The organism is Mixta tenebrionis, assembly GCF_006517625.1.
Taxonomy (GTDB): domain Bacteria; phylum Pseudomonadota; class Gammaproteobacteria; order Enterobacterales; family Enterobacteriaceae; genus Mixta; species Mixta tenebrionis.
On record NZ_VHQI01000014.1, the window covers coordinates 19,269 to 37,312 of the forward strand.

An 18,044-nucleotide genomic window follows, 5' to 3' on the forward strand; every position below is an offset into this window, starting at 1 on the left:
TGCGCTACTACCAGCACGGAGAGAACGATGAAAAACCAAGACCATCTGGCTCAGCAAGAGCGTCATCGCGGGTTCGCTCCTGCGGCATCGCCCGCCGCCGCTACCGCTATCATCACCGACAGCGAGGCGATCGAAGGCGGCGACGCCATTATCAATACCCAGGGCGAAAATATGCCGGCCTGGTTTGCCCGCCCTAAAAACGCCGCAGGCCCGCTGCCGGTGGTGCTGGTAGTGCAGGAGATATTCGGCGTGCATGAGCACATCCGCGATATCTGCCGGCGGCTGGCGGCCGAAGGCTATCTGGCGGTAGCGCCGGAACTCTATTTCCGCCAGGGCGATCCCAACGACTACAGTGATATCGGGCAGCTGTTTCAGCAGCTGGTGAGCAAGGTGCCTGATGCGCAAGTGCTGGCCGATCTCGATCACGTTGCCAACTGGGCGGCGCGTCACGGCGGCGATATGCGCAATCTGGCGATGACCGGTTTTTGCTGGGGCGGACGCATTGTCTGGCTTTATGCAGCGCATAATCCGCAGCTGAAAGCGGGCGTCGCCTGGTATGGGCGTTTGACCGGCGAAAAAACCATGCAGCAGCCCTCCCATCCGGTAGATATTGCCGTCGATTTAACTGCGCCGGTGTTGGGGCTGTACGGGGCGAAAGATGAAGGGATTCCATTAGAAAGCGTGGAAACCATGCGTCAGGCGCTGAAGGATGCCGACGCCACGGCGGAAATCGTGGTTTACCCGGAAGCGGGTCACGCCTTTAACGCCGATTATCGGCCCAGCTATCACCAGGCGTCGGCGCAAGACGGCTGGCGACGGATGCTGGCCTGGTTTCATCGCTACGGCGTTAAGCCTGCGCGCTGAGGCGGCGAAAAGGGGCGCATTACGCCCCAGAACAACAGGCAAACCGACAGCGCCGGGCATACGGCGGAGCAAAACGATCCGCCGTCAATAACGCTGCGGTCACAGGGTGAATTACACCTTTTCCGCCCGCAGCTTACGCGCCGCCTGCACCATATTCGCCAGCGCCAGGCGCGTCTCGGTCCAACCGCGGGTTTTCAGACCGCAGTCCGGGTTAACCCACAGCCGCTCAACCGGAATACGCTTCGCCGCCTTGCGCAGCAGCGCCTCAATCCATTCAACGTCGGGCACGTTCGGCGAGTGAATGTCATATACGCCGGGGCCGATTTCATTCGGATAGTCAAACTCTTCGAACGATTCCAGCAGCTCCATATCGGAACGCGAGGTTTCAATAGTAATCACATCGGCATCCAGCGCGGCAATCGAATCCATAATGTCGTTGAACTCGCAGTAACACATATGGGTATGGATCTGGGTTTCATCCTGCGCCACCGCCGCGTTCAGCCGGAACGCCTCCACCGCCCAGTTCAGATAGGCCGCCCAGTCGGACTGGCGCAGCGGCAGACCTTCGCGCAATGCCGGTTCATCAATCTGAATGATGCCGATACCCGCTTTCTCCAGATCCGCCACCTCGTCACGCAGCGCCAGCGCAATCTGTCTGGCGATGGTTTCGCGTGAAACATCCTCACGCGGGAAAGACCAGCAGAGAATGGTGACCGGCCCGGTGAGCATCCCTTTAACCGGCTTATCGGTCAGCGACTGCGCATATGTCGCCCATTCCACGGTGATCGGCTCAGGACGGCTGACGTCGCCGATAATAACCGGCGGCTTCACGCAGCGGGAGCCGTAGCTCTGCACCCAGCCGTTTTGCGTAAAGACGAAGCCGTCGAGATGCTCGCCGAAATACTCCACCATGTCGTTACGTTCGGCTTCGCCATGCACCAGCACGTCCAGCCCCAGACGCTCCTGCTCAACGATCGCCTGCTTAATATGTTCGGCGATGCCGGTGCGATAGTGGCTGCTGTCCAGCCGCCCCTGTTTGAAATCGAGGCGCAGGCCGCGAATCTCCGTGGTCTGCGGGAAGGAGCCGATAGTGGTGGTCGGCCAGTCCGGCAGCTTAAAGCGTTGACGCTGCGCTTTGGCGCGCTCGGCATAGCCGCTCTGACGTCTGCTGTCCTGCGCGCTAATCGCCGCCAGACGCTGCGCTACCGTGACATTGTGCACGCGTGAAGAGCGGCGGCGGGCGCGAACCGGCGCGCTCCAGGCTTCCAGCGAGGCCGCATCGTTGTTATTTAACGCCCTGCTCAGCAGCGCCAGCTCGCCGCACTTCTGTAGAGCAAAGGAGAACCAGCTTTTTACCTCATCATCCAGGCGGGTTTCCGCGCTGAGATCGATCGGGCTGTGCAGCAGCGAGCAGGAGGAGCCGATCCAGAGCTGCCGACGCTGCGTCGTCAGCGGCTGCAGGCGCTCAAACCAGCTGCTCAGATCGGCGCGCCAGACATTGCGTCCGTTAATCACGCCGAGCGAAAGCAGCCAGCAATCCGGCAGCTGCGCATTCAGGCTGGCGATATCATCTTTACCGTGTACCAGATCGACATGCAGCCCCTGCACCGGCAGCTCGCGGATGGTGTCGATATTCTGTCCGATGCTGTCAAAATAGGTGGTCAGCAGCAGCTTGCTGTGACCCTGCAGCGCCTGGTAAGCGCGCCTGAAAGCGGCCAGCCACGGCTGCGGCAGCTCCAGCACCAGCGCCGGTTCATCGATCTGCACCCACTCGATATCGCGCTGCGCCAGCTCCGCCAGCACCTGCTGGTAAACCGGCAGGATCGCCTCCAGCAGGCTGAGACGATCGAACGGCTCGCCTTTTACCTTGCCGAGCCACAGCCAGGTAACCGGCCCCAGCAGCACCGGCTTCACTTTATGACCCAGCGCCAGCGCTTCATCCACCTCATCAAGCAGCTGCCGCCACGCCAGACGGAACTGTTGCCCTTTGGTGAACTCCGGCACCATGTAGTGATAGTTGGTGTTAAACCATTTGGTCATTTCCGCCGCCGCCGCGGGCTCGCCGGTCGGCGCACGTCCGCGGCCGATGCGGAACAGCGTATCAAGATCGACAGAACCATCGCGATTCTGATGGCGCGCCGGGACGTTGCCAAGCAGCAGGCTGGTGGTCAGGACATGATCGTACCAGGCGAAATCGCCCACCGGCACAATATCCACGCCCGCTTCTTTCTGCTGCTGCCAGTGACGAGCGCGCAGTTGGCGGCCCACCGCCAGCAGTTCCTGCTGGCTGATATTGCCGGCCCAGTAGCTCTCCTGCGCTTTTTTCAGTTCGCGGCGCAGGCCGACGCGGGGGAAGCCAAGCGTATGGTTCAGTATGGTCATGCGGTTTCTCCATCAAATCCTGTTAATTTGGCGCTAACGGCGCCGTCATTTTACGTACGGCCAGCCTTGCGCTACCGGGCGTGGTTCATCAATCGTAAACGCCGCCCAAACGTAAAATGACGAAACGTAAAGATGTTTAGCCGTCCAGATGTTTACACCGCTATAATCTGCAGGTAGTGTATATTCCTCAAGCGCAAATTGTTCATTGTCGATGTGAAGGACTCTCATGATCGAAATCAGGCATCTGCGAACGCTGCAGGCTCTCAGGCATACCGGCTCGCTGGCCGCGGCGGCGGCGCAGCTTCATCAGACGCAATCGGCGTTATCTCATCAGTTCAGCGATCTGGAGCAGCGCCTCGGTTTTCGCCTGTTCGTGCGCAAAAGCCAGCCGCTGCGTTTTACGCCGCAGGGCGAGATTTTGCTGCAGCTGGCAGAGCAGGTACTGCCGCAGATTCAGCAGGCGCTACAGGCCTGCCACGAGCCGCACCAGACCTCGCTACGCATCGCTATTGAATGCCACAGCTGCATTCAGTGGCTGACCCCTGCGCTGGATATCTTCCGCCAGAGCTGGCCGCAGGTGGCGATGGATTTTAAATCGGGCGTAACCTTCGATCCGCAGCCTGCCCTGCAGCAGGGCGAGCTGGATATTGTGCTGACCTCCGATATCCTGCCGCGCAGCGGGCTGCACTATGTGCCGATGTTCGATTTTGAAGTGCGTCTGGTACTGGCGCCGGATCATCCGCTGGCGCAGGCTAAAACCATCACCCCGGAGGATCTGGCGCAGGAAGTGTTAATGATCTATCCGGTACAGCGACAGCGGCTGGATATCTGGCGGCACTTCCTGCAGCCGGCCGGCGTCAGCCCGACGTTGAAAAGCGTGGATAATACGCTGCTGCTGGTACAGATGGCGGCGGCGCGCATGGGCATTGCCGCGCTGCCGCACTGGGTGGTGGAAAGCTTTGAACGCCAGGGGCTGATTGTGACGAAAACCCCTGGCGACGGCTTATGGAGCCGTCTGTATGCAGCGGTACGCGAAGGAGAACAGCGGCAGCCGGTAATCGACGCCTTTATTCGCTCAGCGCGCCTGCATGCCTGTAACCACCTGCCTTTTGTACGCGATGCTTCATGCCACCCATTGCCGGTAAGCTAAAATTACTTTCCCGATGGCAGCTGAGCCCGCGGGAAAGTTAAGATATTCTTTTGCTTATTAGAAAAAATGCCATTTTTTTTCTTCAACAAAATTAATTAAACCCTAACCCTTTATTAATTGACCCTTATCTTTTGTACCGCATAATCCCTCATGGAGAAAAGTTTTCTCCCTTACACAACTACCGGTTATGGAGAATTATTAATGAAAGAATTAACTATCGTTGATATCAGCGAAGTTAGCGGTGCAGGAAAAATTGAGGACGCCTTATCAAAAGTATTTGGCGATCTGTTTGGTGATTTCAATAAAAAAATGGCTGGTAAGATCGGGCTGGAAGAAAGCTACGATGAAGCTTTACAGCAGGGTAAAACCATCGGCAGCCATCTGGGACAGGCCGTAGAATACTGGATTAAAGATGCTTTAGACAGCGCTCGCGACCGTATTCTTAATTGATTTACAGCACTAAATGGGTCTGTAACATTAACTATTTCGTGAAGTTTAGTTAATTGATCATTTAATGTTAAAAAGCATAATTGCCTGCGGGGAAAAAATTTCCCCACAAAGGAAGTATTAACTTTTAGAGGGATAAATAATGAAAGAATTATCAATTGTTGAAGTTCAGGAAGTTAGCGGCGCTGGTAAAATTCAGGACGCGTATTCAAACGCTTTTAGTCAGTATTTCGGTGAAATGACTGCTGCGCTGAATAAAGTATTCAACACAGGTTATGATGTCGAAACTGCGAAAGAAGTAGGTAAAGATTTCGGCAGCCGTATCGGTAAAGCTTACGAAGATTTCATCACTAAAGCTTTTGGTGATCTGCAGAGCCGTCTTCTCGGCTAATTAAAAAAATACCGGACCTTGAAAAGTCCGGTATTTGTTCAGCGCACCCAGCGTCGATGAAACCACAGTGACGCGATGATCAGCCCTCCGCCGATAATAAAAGGCGGCCAGTCCGGCTGTTCCTGCCAGATAGCCAGATTTACCAACAGGCCTGCTGGTACATGCATGTTATTCATAATCCCCAGCGTTCCGGCGTCAACCTGCGTCGCGCCATAGTTCCACATGAAATAACCCAGCCCGGACGCAACTATCCCCAGCCAAACCAGAATTCCCCATTGCACGGACGTGACGGGAAGCTTTTGCGGATTTCCCCATAAAAACCAGGCAATAACCGCCGCCAGCAGCGCGCCGATATAAAACCATGAAAAGGCGGTATGCTGCGGCATCGGCCGCGTTTCCTGCAGCCGCTTATAGCCCACCATGCCAATAGCGAAACTGAGGTTAGCCAGCTGAACCAGGATCAGGCCCGTCCAGAAGTGTTCGCTCAGATGATCGTAGCGAATGATCGCCGCGCCCACTACCGCCAGCAGCGCGCTAAGCGCATAGCCAGGACGAATGCCTCGCCGGCTCATCAGATCGTAAATCAGCGTGATATACAGCGGCGTCATAACGGTAAAGAGCAGCAGCTCCTGTACGCTGAGATAGAGATAGGCTTCAAAACTGAGCAAATACATAATGCCCAGCTGCATCATGCCCGCCAGCATATAAAGCAGCAGCGTGGAAATCCGATAGCCGCGCCAGCGTAAAAATGGCAGAAAAACCAACGCGGCCAGCCCCAGACGCACCAGTACGGCAAAGACGCTATCAACCTGGCCCGCCAGATAAACGCCAATCAGGCTAAAAGAGAAAGCCCACAAAACGGTGGTGATAATCAGTAATGTCACGTAACGCACCTGATGGTTAAACAGTCCCCTATTGTAACGGAACGACAGCGATCCTCCGCGCGTATTTAGTTGACATCTGTATTTATTTTGACCATTTAGCGCGTGCTTTATCCACGCCAGATACGAAAATGAGAATAGCGCTCTGCCGTCGCTCGCAGCCGGAGGCGGGAATGCCTGACTAAAAAAGCGTTTTTGTGACAGGAACAAGATCTCTCTGTCATAAAATTGAAACATTTGCGTTTTTCTTCACAACCCGCCCGCACGGCGTTAGTTATCCTTTGCGCTCCACAATAACCTGATGGAAAAGCTTTTTTCGTAGTATTAAGGACTTATTCATCGCGCTTTCGGAGGCCTTTCTATGCTTAGCATTTTTAAGCCGGCACAACATCGATCTCGTATCGCAGAGGAGAGTATCGATCCGCTCTATCGCCGCCTGCGCTGGCAGATTTTTTTCGGGATATTTTTTGGCTATGCCGCTTACTACCTGGTACGTAAAAATTTTGCTCTCGCTATGCCCTACCTGGTAGAGCAGGGATTTTCACGCGGCGATTTAGGTTTTGCCCTCTCCGGCATCTCTATTGCCTACGGCTTTTCTAAATTTATTATGGGTTCGGTTTCCGATCGCTCCAATCCACGGGTTTTCCTGCCGGCAGGTCTGATCCTGGCCGCGACGGTGATGCTGGTAATGGGCTTTGTGCCCTGGGCCACCTCCAGCATTATGGTGATGTTTACGCTGCTGTTTATCTGCGGCTGGTTTCAGGGCATGGGCTGGCCGCCCTGCGGACGCACTATGGTGCACTGGTGGTCGCAAAAAGAGCGCGGCGGCATTGTTTCCGTCTGGAACTGCGCCCACAACGTTGGCGGCGGCATTCCTCCCCTGCTGTTTCTGCTGGGTATGGCCTGGTTTAATGACTGGAGGGCGGCATTTTATATGCCCGCTTTTGCCGCCATCCTTGTGGCGCTGTTTGCTTTTGCCTTAATGCGCGACACGCCGCAATCCTGCGGCCTGCCGCCGGTAGAAGAATACAAAGAGGATTATCCGCCCGATTACAGCGAAGCGCACGAGCAGGAGCTCACCGCGAAGCAGATTTTTATGCACTATATTCTGCCGAACAGGCTGCTATGGTATATCGCGCTGGCCAACGTTTTTGTCTACCTGCTGCGCTACGGTATTCTGGACTGGTCGCCGACCTATCTGAAAGAGGTGAAACATTTCGCGCTGGATAAATCCTCCTGGGCCTACTTCCTCTATGAATATGCCGGTATTCCCGGCACGCTGCTCTGCGGCTGGATGTCGGATAAGGTATTTCGGGGCAATCGCGGCGCAACCGGCGTTTTCTTTATGGTGCTGGTGACCATTGCTACCGTAATTTACTGGCTCAATCCGGTGGGTAACCCCGGCATCGATATGGCCTGTATGATCGTTATCGGCTTTCTGATTTATGGCCCGGTAATGCTGATAGGGCTGCACGCGCTGGAGCTGGCGCCGAAAAAAGCGGCAGGCACCGCTGCCGGTTTTACCGGGTTGTTTGGTTATCTTGGCGGCTCCGTCGCGGCCAGCGCCATTGTCGGCTACACCGTCGACTATTTCGGCTGGGACGGTGGTTTTCTGGTGATGATCGGCGGCTGCGTGCTGGCGGTTATTCTGCTGTTGTTAACCATGCTGAGTGAAAAGCAGCACAAGCAGCAGCTAACATAAACCCAGGCATCCATCATCGCGACTGAAGATATTCAGCCAGCCGATGATGGGGAAAGCGGTATGACGGGGAGAGCGCAACCGCTCTCCTTCATTATCAGAAATTGTATCCTAACCCAATGTTAAACCCATTGATGGAATACTTTTTTCCGAAGTCAGTTTCTGTGCCTTCATAGCCCAGACTAATTGAAAGCGCTGCCGTCGGATTAATGATTACGCCTAACCCATAGGCAAAAGCGGACGATTTTTCAGAGCTTTTTGATTCTAATTCATAAATATTGATAATATTCCACGTATCATTTAATTCTGCTTTGGTATGGGCCAGCCCGCCCAGCGCGTACAGTGAGACATAATCATTCAGACGAAATGTTGGACCAACCAGCACGGAATAATATTTCATATCGGCGTTGCGGCTGCGGGAAATCTCATAACCCTGCTCATAGCCTGTATCTTTACCTCCTTTAAGCTCGCTATTTTTCATATAGCTAAAAGAGGCCATTACGCCGACCATATCATCGAATTCATAGCGATATTGCAGGTTGACACCGCGAATGTTTTTGAAATCTTCTACTTTGCTTTGCGCGTAGCCTACCGTTACCGACTGGTATTCGGCCAGCGCTGAGCCGCTTAACGTCGCAGCCGCCAGCAAGAGAGCTAAAGATAACTTTTTCATTTTGAATTCCTTATCAAAAGTTTAAATTGTACATAATTAAAACAGACGCGCTGCTATCATCATTAAATAAAACACAAAACCTTAGCGTTCCGCGCCAGATTGATACATCACGCCGATACCTTATAAAACAGCTCAATAGAAGAATTACTATTTTATTCGGGAAATCCTCGCAGAGATTATATTCGATACTTAATAGAAGCTTTTAATACCGATCATAAAGTACGTATTTATTAGCTGGCAGGCAAATAAATATTTTCGTGCTGGCGGTTAGACTATAATGCATTATTCATAATGTACAGCGCGCCGGCGCAAACGGCAGATAACCTCTCGTTAGCGACGCAGGTAGCAGGCGGCGTGCCATGCCGCCCGGCACAGTTATCAGAGAAACAGCTCGCGCAGCTTATGGGGTACGGCATCCTCAAGATTACTGCCGATAACTTCCATCTCCGGCAGCAGATCTTTCAGGCGCTGATGCGCGTTGCGCATAATGTAGCCCTTTCCCGCCATAATCAGCATTTCTTTATCATTCATGCCGTCGCCAAAGGCAATACAGGACTGCAGCGAATAACCCAGCAGTTTTGCCACTTCTTCCAGCGCATGGCCTTTGGAAACGCCGCCCGCCATCACTTCCAGACAGGTTGGCAAAGAGAAGCTAACGTTAACCCGATCGCCCCAGCGCGCCACGATCGCCTCTTCCAGCGGCACCAGTTTTTCCGGCTCGTCGCTAATAAAAAAGACTTTGCTGATGCCATCGGTTGGCAGCAGACCCGGCTGATAAACCTGATAGCGGAATACCGATTCCTGGAAATAACGCTCTTCGTCCGGGTGATGGCGGTTAAGGAACCAGTCATCATTACGATAGACGTTGGTGAGGATATCGGGATCGTCATGTTTCAGAGCATAGAGATCGTGGGCGATATCCTCATCCAGGTTATGGCTGAAAATCAGCTCGCCGGCGGTGTTGTGTACGCGCGCGCCGTTAGAGGTGATCATGTAGGCCTCAATTTCCAGGTTATCACGCATTTGCGCGACATCAACGTGATGACGTCCGGTAGCAAAGACAAAGTGTACGCCGCGTGCGGTTAGCAGCCGCAGCGTCTCTTTGGTATAAGGTGTTAAACGGTGTTCGGGTGAAAGCAGGGTGCCATCCAAATCGGAAGCGACAACGTGGTACATGCAAACCTCTGGTATCGAAGGATGTGGTAACGGTCTGAGTAGTGCAACTTAATGATGCCGTTCGAAAAAATCGACGATGGCATGTAGCGCCTCGGCGCGCATGGCGTCTTTTTCAAACAGGATCTCGTGACGCGCGCCGGCAATAACTTTGGGCTTTCCGCCCTCGCAGGGGTGCCCAGCGGCGGACATCGCCGCGCAGAACAGATCCTGCGAGCGGTTATCCACTACCCGCTCTTCTTCAGCCTGCAGCAGCAGCAGCGGCGTGGTAATGGTTGCCGCCTTGCTCAGAATGCTCTGACCCGCATGGAGACCTTCACGCACCCAGTGATAGCTGGGGCCGCCGACGCGCAGCGCCGGCTCGTCCGCATAGAAGCGCAGATTGCGTTTATAGCGCTCGCGGCTGTGGGTTAATCCGTTGAGGCTGAACGGATGCGCGCGCCAGCGCCCGGTTCCCAGCGCATAGCCATCGCGCACCGCCGGACGTTTTTCCGCCCAGTTGAGGATGCGGTGCGCCATCCAGGCAGGCATCGGCAGGTAGATGCCAAACATGGGTGAAGAGAGGACTACCGCATCGAATATCGTCGGCTGCCGGGCCAGCAGCAGCGTTAAAATCGCGCCGCCCATCGAGTGCGCCAGCGCATAGCGACGCCGGTAGCTTCCGGCCAGATTAAGGTGCTGGCAGAGCGTTTCTAAGTCATCAACATAGTGCTCAAAGCATGTTACGTGACCAAGGTGCGCATCTTTCAGCAGCCGTCCGGATCGGCCCTGACCGCGATGATCGAGGATTACGATATCATAACCGCAGTGCCAAAGATCGTAGGCCAGTTCTGGATATTTGACGTAGCTTTCGATACGTCCCGGCACTATTACAATGACTTTATCATGCTGCGGAGAGGTGAAACGCACGTAGCGGATCGGTACAGCGTCAACGCCGGCAAACTCGCTCTCCTCACGCTGGCGCCAGAAATCAAGCAGCGGCCCGGTGGCAAAAGCGGTAAACGCCTGCTCTCGCGTTGGCCACTGTTTTATATGGCTGGTCATGGCTCGACTCCTTTAAACCCTCCAGTAAACTGCCGCCATAGCGCAACCGCTGGCAATGGCGTATTGTGGCACAATTCTGCGCGTTCAGGGAGCGTTACCCATGACTACCGAATGGTGGCTGACCTATTTGTTAACCACGCTGGTTCTTAGCCTGTCGCCCGGCTCCGGCGCGATAAATACCATGAGTACCGGCATCAGCCACGGCTATCGTGGCGCAGCAGCTTCTATTGCCGGCCTGCAGGTGGGGCTGGGGTTACATATTATGCTGGTAGGCGTAGGGTTGGGCGCACTGTTTTCCCGATCCCTGCTGGCGTTTGAGGTGCTGAAATGGGCGGGCGCGGCCTATCTTATCTGGCTGGGTATTCAGCAATGGCGGGCTGCCGGAGCGATTAATCTGGATGCGGTTTCGCGCGCTATGCCGCGCCGCCGTCTGTTTCAGCGCGCCGTGCTGGTGAATTTGACCAATCCGAAGAGCATTATTTTTCTGGCCGCGCTGTTTCCGCAGTTTGTGATACCGCATCAGCCACAGGCGATGCAGTATCTGGTGTTGGGTGCAACGACTATTGTCGTCGATATTATGGTGATGATTGGCTATGCCGCGCTGGCAACGCGTATCGCCGCCTGGATTAAAGGTCCGCAACAGATGAAGTTGCTGAACCGCATTTTTGGCGGGTTGTTTATTGCCGTCGGTGCGCTGCTGGCATCAGCACGGCGCGTAGCGTAGGGATCTTGCGCTTCCGGCAGCGGGTTACATTTAGCGGCGCGCTGTTTGGCTTCTGCCTATGTTTGTGGATTCCGGTTAGCGGGGCAGGCGGCTGGCTTCTGTGTGCGGGCTGCGGCTTCCGGTCAGCGGCTCGTTGGCCAGCTTCTGTTTGCGGTCAGCGGGGACAGGCGGGTCCGTAAAGTCGCCGTTAATCCGTCCCTGGAGGCTCCGCCGCGTCATCCATGACGCGGAGGCTTTACTCCCCTGCCTGACCCCGCCTCCCTGGCTTCAGCGCATGCCGCTTCCCTGGCGCAGCTGCCTCTGCCAGGAATTCACCGCAAATAGCAGGTAAGCCAGGCCGCCCTCAGCGGGAGAGGATCAGATGGATACCGAATCCGGCAAACAACACCCCCGCCATACCATCAATCCACTTCGCCAGGCGCTGATACTGACGACGTACCCACGGCAGCGCGAACACTGCCGCTACCAGCGTAAACCAGGCGAAGGTTTCGCTGATAATCAGCACAAACAATCCCCAGCGCGCCCCTGCCGCAACATCGTCGCCGACAAACAGCGAGAACACGCTGCCGAAATAGATTACCGCTTTGGGATTGGAAAGATTGGTCAGAAAGCCCTTCAGGAAACTGTGTCCCTTTTTCGCCAGCTGCACCTCCGGCTCGGCGTTTACTGCAGGTTGGCGATGCTGCCGACGCGCGGATCGCAGCAGCTGCCAGCCCAGCCAGGTCAGATAGAGCCCGCCGCATACCATGATGATTTCATGCAGCCAGGCCATTTTTTGCAGAATCAGGTGCAGCCCCATCAGCGCGACGCCCGCCCAGATAACGATACCCAGCGTAATTCCCATTACGCCCAGCATCGCTTCCTTACGGGAGCGGCTGGCGGCGGTTTGCGACACAAAAAAGAAATCAGGTCCGGGACTCATCAACGCAACTAAATGCACTGCGGCCACGGTAAGAAAAAGCGCGAGCATACTGTTTCCTTGCCAGGAAAAGGTGAGAGAAAGCCGGCTGGCTTTCTCAGGTAAGGATGATTATTACGCTAAAATCTTTTTGTTTCATCCGTTATTTGCAGCAGCGCGGCAACGAAAAAGTTTATTCTTCGCCGTCGACATGCTCACGGATCATGACCATAAACGGCTTGCCGAAGCGCTCCAGCTTGCGCTGCCCTACGCCGTTGATGCTGAGCATCTCGGAAGCGGTAAGCGGCATCTGTTCAGCCATTTCAATCAGCGTGGCGTCGTTAAACACCACGTAGGGCGGAATATTTTCTTCATCCGCAATGGCCTTACGCAGCTTGCGCAGTTTGGCGAACAGCTTGCGGTCATAGTTTCCGCCGTAGCTTTTCTGATTGTTATATTTTGCTTTAACCGTTATCAGGCGCGGCACGGCAAGCATCAACGGCGCTTCGCCGCGCAGAATGGGCCGGGCCGCCTCGGTGAGCTGCAGCGCCGAATGCAGCGTAATATTTTGTGTGACCAGTCCCAGGTGAATCAGCTGACGCAGCACGCTAATCCAGTGCTCATGGCTCTGCTCGCGGCCGATACCGTAAACCGGCAGCTTATCGTGACCTAAATCGCGAATACGCTGGCTGCTGGCGCCGCGCAACACTTCAACCACGTAGCCCATCCCGAAGCGCTGACCGACGCGGTAGATGGTGGACAGCGCCTTTTGCGCTTCAACCAGACCATCATAGCGTCGCGGCGGATCGAGACAGATATCGCAGTTGCCGCACGGCTGCTGGCGGCCTTCGCCGAAATAGTTGAGCAGCACCAGACGTCGGCAGGTTTGCGCTTCGGCAAACGCGCCCATCGCATTCAGCTTATGGCGCTCGATATCCTGCAGCGGGCCCGGCGCCTTTTCTTCCAGGCAGCGACGCAGCCAGGCCATATCCGCCGGATCGTAAAGCAGCATCGCCTCGGCAGGCAGGCCGTCACGCCCGGCGCGCCCGGTTTCCTGATAATAGGATTCGATATTGCGCGGAATATCGAAATGCACCACAAAGCGCACGTTAGGTTTATTGATGCCCATACCGAAGGCGACGGTAGCCACCACGATTTGCAGATCGTCGCGCTGAAAAGCTTCCTGCACCTGAGCGCGATGGGCGTTTTCCATACCCGCATGGTAAGCGCCGACGCTCAGGCCGCGGCTTTGCAGGCGCGCCGCCGTATCTTCCACCTTAGCGCGGCTGTTGCAATAGATAATGCCGCTTTTGCCGCGCTGATCCTGCACGTAGCGCAGCAGCTGCTCGGTCGGCTTAAATTTTTCCACCAGCATGTAGCGAATGTTAGGCCGGTCAAAGCTGCTGATTTGAATCAGCGGATCCTCAAGCTGCAGCAGCCGGACAATATCGTTACGCGTGGTTTCATCGGCGGTCGCCGTCAGCGCCATGACCGGCAGTGCCGGGAAGCGCTGACGCAGCTGGCCCAGCGCGCCATACTCCGGGCGAAAATCGTGGCCCCACTGCGAAATACAGTGCGCTTCGTCCACCGCCAGCATTGCCGGCTGCCAGTGCATCAGCGTATCGAGGAAGTTGTCCATCATCAGGCGTTCAGGGGCGATGTAGAGCAGACGCACTTCGCCGCGACGACAGCCCGCCATTACCGCCTGCTGCTCTTCGCGCGTTTGCGTCGAATTCAGACACGCCGCCGCAACGCCGTTCGCCAGCAGCTGATCCACCTGATCTTTCATCAGCGAAATCAGCGGCGAAACGACCAGCGTCAGGCCATCGCGCAGCAGAGCCGGAATCTGATAACAGAGCGATTTCCCGCCGCCGGTGGGCATCACCACCAGACAATCCCGCCCGCTGAGCGAGGCCTGAATGATGGCTTGCTGACCGGGGCGAAACTGCTGATAGCCGAAGGTATCGCGTAATACCTGCTCCGCCAGCGCTTCGTGATTAATTACTGCCGCCGTAGACACGTCTTCCCCGTATTGCACTCTATTTGATGATGGTGACGGGCGGGATTGATAGCCGCCCGAAGAGACAGTTGCTGTGTGGCAGACCCGCCGCGCGGGCCTGAATCAGAACAGATCGTTTAACGTTACGCCAACGCCGACGCGCGTCTGGCGATGATTATAATCGATTAACGATTCGCCGTAACCACTGAATACCTGAGTATAGAACCGGACATGCTCGGTAATCGGGTAGCTCCAGCCCAGCTGTGCGCCGCCGTAACCGCTGTTCCAGTTATAGTTGCCCTGCAGGCTGAAGATGCTGTCGCCTACGCGATAACCCAGCCTGGCGCGATAGTAACCCATGTATTTGGTAATGTCAGGGTTATCATCATCGCTCGCGCTTTCCGGCAGGCGATACCAGGGCTTAATTTCCACAAGGAAATTGCCGTTTTCCGCCATCAGCCGCGCATAGACGCGGTTCCAGCTACGCGAGGTCGGATCGGAACGTCCGTTCGACTCATGGTTCAGGCCCAGCTCCACGTCACGTAGGGTCCAGCCGGCAAAAGTGTAATCCGTCGCCCAGCCAAGGAAAATTTGTGGTTCATAGTTAGTTTCACGGAAGGGCGACGAGGCGCCGCGGTTTGAAAGCTGCCACCAGGAGCGCTGCGTATAGGAAGCGGCCAACACGGAGTTATCGCCCAGAATGCCGCGCCAGAGCGGAAACGCCAGGCTAAGCTGGAATTTCACCTCATCTTTCTTTGCGCTGTTGCTCCATTCATAGGAATCAATGGCTTCCTTATTCATATCGCTGGTCCAGGTATAGAGCAAATAGTTGCTCTCATAAGGATAAAGCACGAAGGGATTATCATGTTTTTCCAGCAGGTTAGCGATAATACTGCCGCGCACCGCAGGCGCATCATGCACTTCCCTGACAGTAGCTTGCTGAGCCTGTGCGAAAGCGGGCAATAACAAAGCTACCACTAATCCTCTTAGCATACGCATAGTCTTCTCCGGTGATACGCTGTGTAAATAGTAACTAAAAAAGCAGGCCATTCTACACACAATCCCATAATGGGATCAGCGCTGTTTTCTTAAAATAGAAAGCACTTTTCCCGCAGTTTAAAATGTACAAATTGTTAACATTACGGCATCTTTATCTCCCTGCGTCAGGAAAAACCTTTTATGTCAGAGACTCAGTTGCAGCAAACCGCGGCCCGCCAGCTTATCGGCGAAATTTTTGTCCGTCAGATGCCTTTTAACCAGGCGCTGGGGCTGGAGCTGGTGCGGCTTGAATCCGACTATGCCGAGCTGCGTTTCGCCAATAAAACCATGCTGGTCGGCAACGCGGCGCAACAGATCCTGCACGGCGGCGCCATTGCCTCTATTCTGGACGTGGCCGCCGGGCTGGTTTGCGTCAGCAGTTCCCTGACGCGCCAGGAGAACCTTACCGAACAGACGCTACGCCAGCGTCTGTCGCGGATGGGCACCATCGATTTGCGCGTCGATTATTTACGTCCCGGACGCGGTGAGCATTTTATCGCCGCCAGTAGTTTGCTGCGCGCCGGCAATAAAGTGGCCGTGGCGCGCGTTGAGCTGCATAACGATGCTGGCGTACATATCGCCAGCGCCACCGCAACCTACCTGGTGGGCTAATTTTCACCGCGGCGCTCGCTTTTCCTTTAAAATGGCGCTTTTACAGCTGAGACCAAAAAAGTGATGGAGACACAACAAACACGCCAGGGCATTTTCTGCGCGTTAGGCGCCTATTTTATCTGGGGCATCGCACCGGCCTATTTCAAATTGATTGAGCAGGTCCCAGCGGGCGAAATTATGACGCACCGCGTTATCTGGTCAGCGCTGTTTATGCTGATGCTGATCACCGTTAGCCGCAGCTGGAGCCGGGTAAAAACCGTAGTGCGCCAGCCGAAAAAGGTGCTGCTGCTGGCCGTTTCGGCCACGCTGGTAGGCGGTAACTGGCTGCTGTTTATTTGGGCGGTGAATAATCATCATATGCTGGAAGCGAGCCTCGGCTATTTTATCAACCCGCTGCTTAACGTAGTGATAGGCATGCTGTTTTTAGGCGAGCGCTTTCGCCGGATGCAGTGGGTGGCGGTTCTGCTGGCGACCTGCGGCGTGCTGGTGCAGCTGTGGAAGTTTGGTTCGCTGCCGATTATCGCGCTCGGTCTGGCGATGAGCTTTTCGCTTTACGGCCTGGCGCGCAAAAAAATCGCGGTAGATGCGCAAAGCGGCATGCTGTTCGAAACGCTGTGGCTGCTGCCGCTGGCGTCACTTTATCTGTTCGGCATTGCCGATAGCTCAACCAGCCATTTAACGCAGAACGCCGCCACCCTCAATCTACTGCTGATTGCTGCCGGTATCGTTACCACCATTCCGCTGATGCTGTTTACCGCCGCCGCTACGCGCCTGCGCCTCTCAACGCTGGGCTTTTTCCAGTATCTGGGGCCAACGCTGATGTTTCTGCTGGCGGTGGTGTTCTATGGCGAAGTGATGACGCCCGACAAGGCGATTACCTTCGGCTTTATCTGGCTGGCGCTGGCGCTGTTTATCGTCGATGCGCTGTATACGCTGCGCCGTTCACGAACGCGCAAAGCGTGAAATAAAGCGCGCCAGCGCCGGGCCGGTGATTAAAATGGCAAACAGCCGCAGGGTTTGCATCGCCATCACAAATGACATATCGACCCGGCTGCCTGCGGCAATAATCGCCACGGTATCCAGCCCGCCAGGGCTGGTTGCCAGATAGGCGGTCATTAAATCAATCGGCAGCAGTTTCGTCAGCAGCCACGCCATACCGCCGCAAAGCAGCATCAGCCCGAAGATGGCGGCCAGCATCTGCGGCAGCGTGCGCAGCGCCAGGCGGAAAATCGGGCGGGTAAAACGCAACCCCACCGTCCAGCCAATCAGCGCATAGGCGGCGGCCAGCAGCCATTCCGGCAGCTGCAGCATTAGCGTACCGCTGCTCTGCAGCGTTGCGCCCAGCAGCGCCGGCAGCAGCAGCGCGCCGGAGGGAATGCGAAAGCGCTGGCCTAAAAAGGCGCCCAGCAACATCACCCCCAGCGTAGCCGCAAAGCGCATATCCAGCGCGGGAAACCACTGCAGCGCGGTCGCGCCCTGCGCGTTGTCGCCCAGCCCAATACGCGCCACTACCGCCGCCGCCGTCGCGACAAACAGCACGCGTAAATATTGCATAAACGCCACCAGACGGACATCGGCGCCGTAGTCGCCCGCCATCGCCACCATTGCCGACGCGCCGCCAGGCGAGGAGCCCCAGGCGCCGGTCGGCCCCGGCAGTTCGCTGTAGCGCACCAGCAGAAAACCCGACAGACCGCTGGCCGCCAGCGTCATCAGCAGCACCGCCAGCACTACCGGCCAGTCGCTAAGTAAGGTATCCATTACCGCAGGCGCAAGGCTCTGGCCAATCATGCAGCCCAGCACGGCCTGACAGAGAATAAACAGCCGCTTACTGATACGCAGCGTGCTTCCCAGCAGCCCCATGGTGACGCCGACGATCATCGGTCCCAGCAACAGCGCAGCCGGAACGTGAAAATATTGCAGCAGAAAGCCCAGCAGCAGGGATGTGCCAAGCAGGAGAGCCCATTGCAGCCTGGTTGAGAGGTGTTCCATTATGCAGCGCGGTCACAGCTGGTTGAAAACCACAAGGTTACGCATAACCCGCCGGGAACGCCAGCGCTAAACCAGCCGGG

The 18,044-nt window shown here is 55.8% G+C and carries 17 protein-coding genes; 8 read left to right on the plus strand and 9 right to left on the minus strand.

Annotated features, from left to right (window positions below):
* Nucleotides 1–27 precede the first annotated feature (27 nt).
* Complete coding sequence (locus FKM52_RS18440) at nucleotides 28–864, plus strand: dienelactone hydrolase family protein (RefSeq protein WP_141177626.1); 837 nt, start codon at nucleotides 28–30, stop codon at nucleotides 862–864.
* A gap of 111 nt (nucleotides 865–975) precedes the next feature.
* Here the strand turns inward: FKM52_RS18440 and metE are convergent, their stop codons facing one another.
* Nucleotides 976–3,246 (minus strand): 5-methyltetrahydropteroyltriglutamate--homocysteine S-methyltransferase, encoded by a 2,271-nt coding sequence (gene metE, locus FKM52_RS18445; RefSeq protein ID WP_141177627.1) that lies wholly within the window; start codon nucleotides 3,244–3,246, stop codon nucleotides 976–978.
* A 226-nt stretch (nucleotides 3,247–3,472) separates the two neighbouring features.
* On the opposite strand from metE, the gene metR reads away from it, so the two are divergent.
* The 3 genes from metR (at nucleotide 3,473) to FKM52_RS18460 (ending at nucleotide 5,234) form a co-directional block, all read left to right on the plus strand.
* Nucleotides 3,473–4,396: an HTH-type transcriptional regulator MetR gene (gene metR, locus FKM52_RS18450; RefSeq protein ID WP_141177628.1), complete on the plus strand. Its 924-nt coding sequence runs from the start codon at nucleotides 3,473–3,475 to the stop codon at nucleotides 4,394–4,396.
* 201 nt (nucleotides 4,397–4,597) lie between these two features.
* Nucleotides 4,598–4,846 carry a hypothetical protein gene (locus tag FKM52_RS18455; RefSeq protein WP_141177629.1) on the plus strand — a complete coding sequence of 83 codons (249 nt, stop codon included), beginning with the start codon at nucleotides 4,598–4,600 and terminating at the stop codon, nucleotides 4,844–4,846.
* 139 nt (nucleotides 4,847–4,985) lie between these two features.
* Nucleotides 4,986–5,234 (plus strand): hypothetical protein, encoded by a 249-nt coding sequence (locus FKM52_RS18460; protein ID WP_141177630.1) that lies wholly within the window; start codon nucleotides 4,986–4,988, stop codon nucleotides 5,232–5,234.
* A 38-nt stretch (nucleotides 5,235–5,272) separates the two neighbouring features.
* On the opposite strand, the gene FKM52_RS18465 is transcribed toward FKM52_RS18460, so the two are convergent.
* Nucleotides 5,273–6,118: a carboxylate/amino acid/amine transporter gene (locus FKM52_RS18465; RefSeq protein WP_141177631.1), complete on the minus strand. Its 846-nt coding sequence runs from the start codon at nucleotides 6,116–6,118 to the stop codon at nucleotides 5,273–5,275.
* A 358-nt stretch (nucleotides 6,119–6,476) separates the two neighbouring features.
* Between FKM52_RS18465 and glpT the strand changes: the two genes are divergently transcribed.
* Complete coding sequence (gene glpT, locus FKM52_RS18470; RefSeq protein WP_141177632.1) at nucleotides 6,477–7,817, plus strand: glycerol-3-phosphate transporter; 1,341 nt, start codon at nucleotides 6,477–6,479, stop codon at nucleotides 7,815–7,817.
* A 94-nt stretch (nucleotides 7,818–7,911) separates the two neighbouring features.
* Here the strand turns inward: glpT and FKM52_RS18475 are convergent, their stop codons facing one another.
* The 3 genes from FKM52_RS18475 to pldB all read right to left on the minus strand — a co-directional run bounded on the left by FKM52_RS18475 (nucleotide 7,912) and on the right by pldB (nucleotide 10,704).
* The gene (locus FKM52_RS18475) at nucleotides 7,912–8,487 is read right to left on the minus strand and encodes an Ail/Lom family outer membrane beta-barrel protein (protein WP_141177633.1); all 576 of its coding nucleotides are present in this window, start codon (nucleotides 8,485–8,487) and stop codon (nucleotides 7,912–7,914) included.
* 378 nt (nucleotides 8,488–8,865) lie between these two features.
* Nucleotides 8,866–9,663 carry a sugar/pyridoxal phosphate phosphatase YigL gene (gene yigL / locus FKM52_RS18480; RefSeq protein ID WP_141177634.1) on the minus strand — a complete coding sequence of 266 codons (798 nt, stop codon included), beginning with the start codon at nucleotides 9,661–9,663 and terminating at the stop codon, nucleotides 8,866–8,868.
* Between the two features lie 48 nt (nucleotides 9,664–9,711).
* On the minus strand, nucleotides 9,712–10,704 hold the full coding sequence (gene pldB, locus FKM52_RS18485; protein WP_141177635.1) for a lysophospholipase L2: 993 nt from the start codon (nucleotides 10,702–10,704) through the stop codon (nucleotides 9,712–9,714).
* Nucleotides 10,705–10,804: 100 nt separating this feature from the next.
* On the opposite strand from pldB, the gene rhtB reads away from it, so the two are divergent.
* Nucleotides 10,805–11,428, plus strand: coding sequence for a homoserine/homoserine lactone efflux protein (gene rhtB, locus FKM52_RS18490; protein WP_141177636.1), 624 nt, complete (start codon nucleotides 10,805–10,807; stop codon nucleotides 11,426–11,428).
* A gap of 343 nt (nucleotides 11,429–11,771) precedes the next feature.
* Here rhtB and rhtC read toward each other — a convergent pair whose 3' ends face one another.
* The 3 genes from rhtC to pldA all read right to left on the minus strand — a co-directional run bounded on the left by rhtC (nucleotide 11,772) and on the right by pldA (nucleotide 15,324).
* On the minus strand, nucleotides 11,772–12,398 hold the full coding sequence (gene rhtC, locus FKM52_RS18495; RefSeq protein WP_141177637.1) for a threonine export protein RhtC: 627 nt from the start codon (nucleotides 12,396–12,398) through the stop codon (nucleotides 11,772–11,774).
* Nucleotides 12,399–12,519: 121 nt separating this feature from the next.
* Nucleotides 12,520–14,346 (minus strand): ATP-dependent DNA helicase RecQ, encoded by a 1,827-nt coding sequence (recQ, locus tag FKM52_RS18500; RefSeq protein WP_141177638.1) that lies wholly within the window; start codon nucleotides 14,344–14,346, stop codon nucleotides 12,520–12,522.
* A 102-nt stretch (nucleotides 14,347–14,448) separates the two neighbouring features.
* On the minus strand, nucleotides 14,449–15,324 hold the full coding sequence (pldA, locus tag FKM52_RS18505) for a phospholipase A (protein ID WP_141177639.1): 876 nt from the start codon (nucleotides 15,322–15,324) through the stop codon (nucleotides 14,449–14,451).
* A 180-nt stretch (nucleotides 15,325–15,504) separates the two neighbouring features.
* On the opposite strand from pldA, the gene FKM52_RS18510 reads away from it, so the two are divergent.
* On the plus strand, nucleotides 15,505–15,975 hold the full coding sequence (locus FKM52_RS18510) for a thioesterase family protein (protein WP_141177640.1): 471 nt from the start codon (nucleotides 15,505–15,507) through the stop codon (nucleotides 15,973–15,975).
* Between the two features lie 63 nt (nucleotides 15,976–16,038).
* Nucleotides 16,039–16,938, plus strand: coding sequence for an EamA family transporter RarD (gene rarD, locus FKM52_RS18515; protein ID WP_141177641.1), 900 nt, complete (start codon nucleotides 16,039–16,041; stop codon nucleotides 16,936–16,938).
* On the opposite strand, the gene FKM52_RS18520 is transcribed toward rarD, so the two are convergent.
* Nucleotides 16,918–17,964, minus strand: coding sequence for an AbrB family transcriptional regulator (locus FKM52_RS18520; protein WP_141177642.1), 1,047 nt, complete (start codon nucleotides 17,962–17,964; stop codon nucleotides 16,918–16,920). The two genes, rarD and FKM52_RS18520, sit on opposite strands and share 21 nt — an antisense overlap.
* Between the last annotated feature and the right edge of the window lie 80 nt (nucleotides 17,965–18,044).

Coding starts and splice junctions, on each gene's coding strand:
- FKM52_RS18440 (WP_141177626.1), top strand. CDS start 28: ATGAAAAACCAAGACCATCTGGCTCAGCAAGAGCGTCATCGCGGGTTC.
- FKM52_RS18455 (WP_141177629.1), top strand. CDS start 4,598: ATGAAAGAATTAACTATCGTTGATATCAGCGAAGTTAGCGGTGCAGGA.
- FKM52_RS18510 (WP_141177640.1), top strand. CDS start 15,505: ATGTCAGAGACTCAGTTGCAGCAAACCGCGGCCCGCCAGCTTATCGGC.
- rhtB (WP_141177636.1), top strand. CDS start 10,805: ATGACTACCGAATGGTGGCTGACCTATTTGTTAACCACGCTGGTTCTT.
- pldA (WP_141177639.1), bottom strand. CDS start 15,324: ATGCGTATGCTAAGAGGATTAGTGGTAGCTTTGTTATTGCCCGCTTTC.
- rhtC (WP_141177637.1), bottom strand. CDS start 12,398: ATGCTCGCGCTTTTTCTTACCGTGGCCGCAGTGCATTTAGTTGCGTTG.
- FKM52_RS18520 (WP_141177642.1), bottom strand. CDS start 17,964: ATGGAACACCTCTCAACCAGGCTGCAATGGGCTCTCCTGCTTGGCACA.
- FKM52_RS18475 (WP_141177633.1), bottom strand. CDS start 8,487: ATGAAAAAGTTATCTTTAGCTCTCTTGCTGGCGGCTGCGACGTTAAGC.
- glpT (WP_141177632.1), top strand. CDS start 6,477: ATGCTTAGCATTTTTAAGCCGGCACAACATCGATCTCGTATCGCAGAG.
- pldB (WP_141177635.1), bottom strand. CDS start 10,704: ATGACCAGCCATATAAAACAGTGGCCAACGCGAGAGCAGGCGTTTACC.
- FKM52_RS18460 (WP_141177630.1), top strand. CDS start 4,986: ATGAAAGAATTATCAATTGTTGAAGTTCAGGAAGTTAGCGGCGCTGGT.
- yigL (WP_141177634.1), bottom strand. CDS start 9,663: ATGTACCACGTTGTCGCTTCCGATTTGGATGGCACCCTGCTTTCACCC.
- metE (WP_141177627.1), bottom strand. CDS start 3,246: ATGACCATACTGAACCATACGCTTGGCTTCCCCCGCGTCGGCCTGCGC.
- rarD (WP_141177641.1), top strand. CDS start 16,039: ATGGAGACACAACAAACACGCCAGGGCATTTTCTGCGCGTTAGGCGCC.
- metR (WP_141177628.1), top strand. CDS start 3,473: ATGATCGAAATCAGGCATCTGCGAACGCTGCAGGCTCTCAGGCATACC.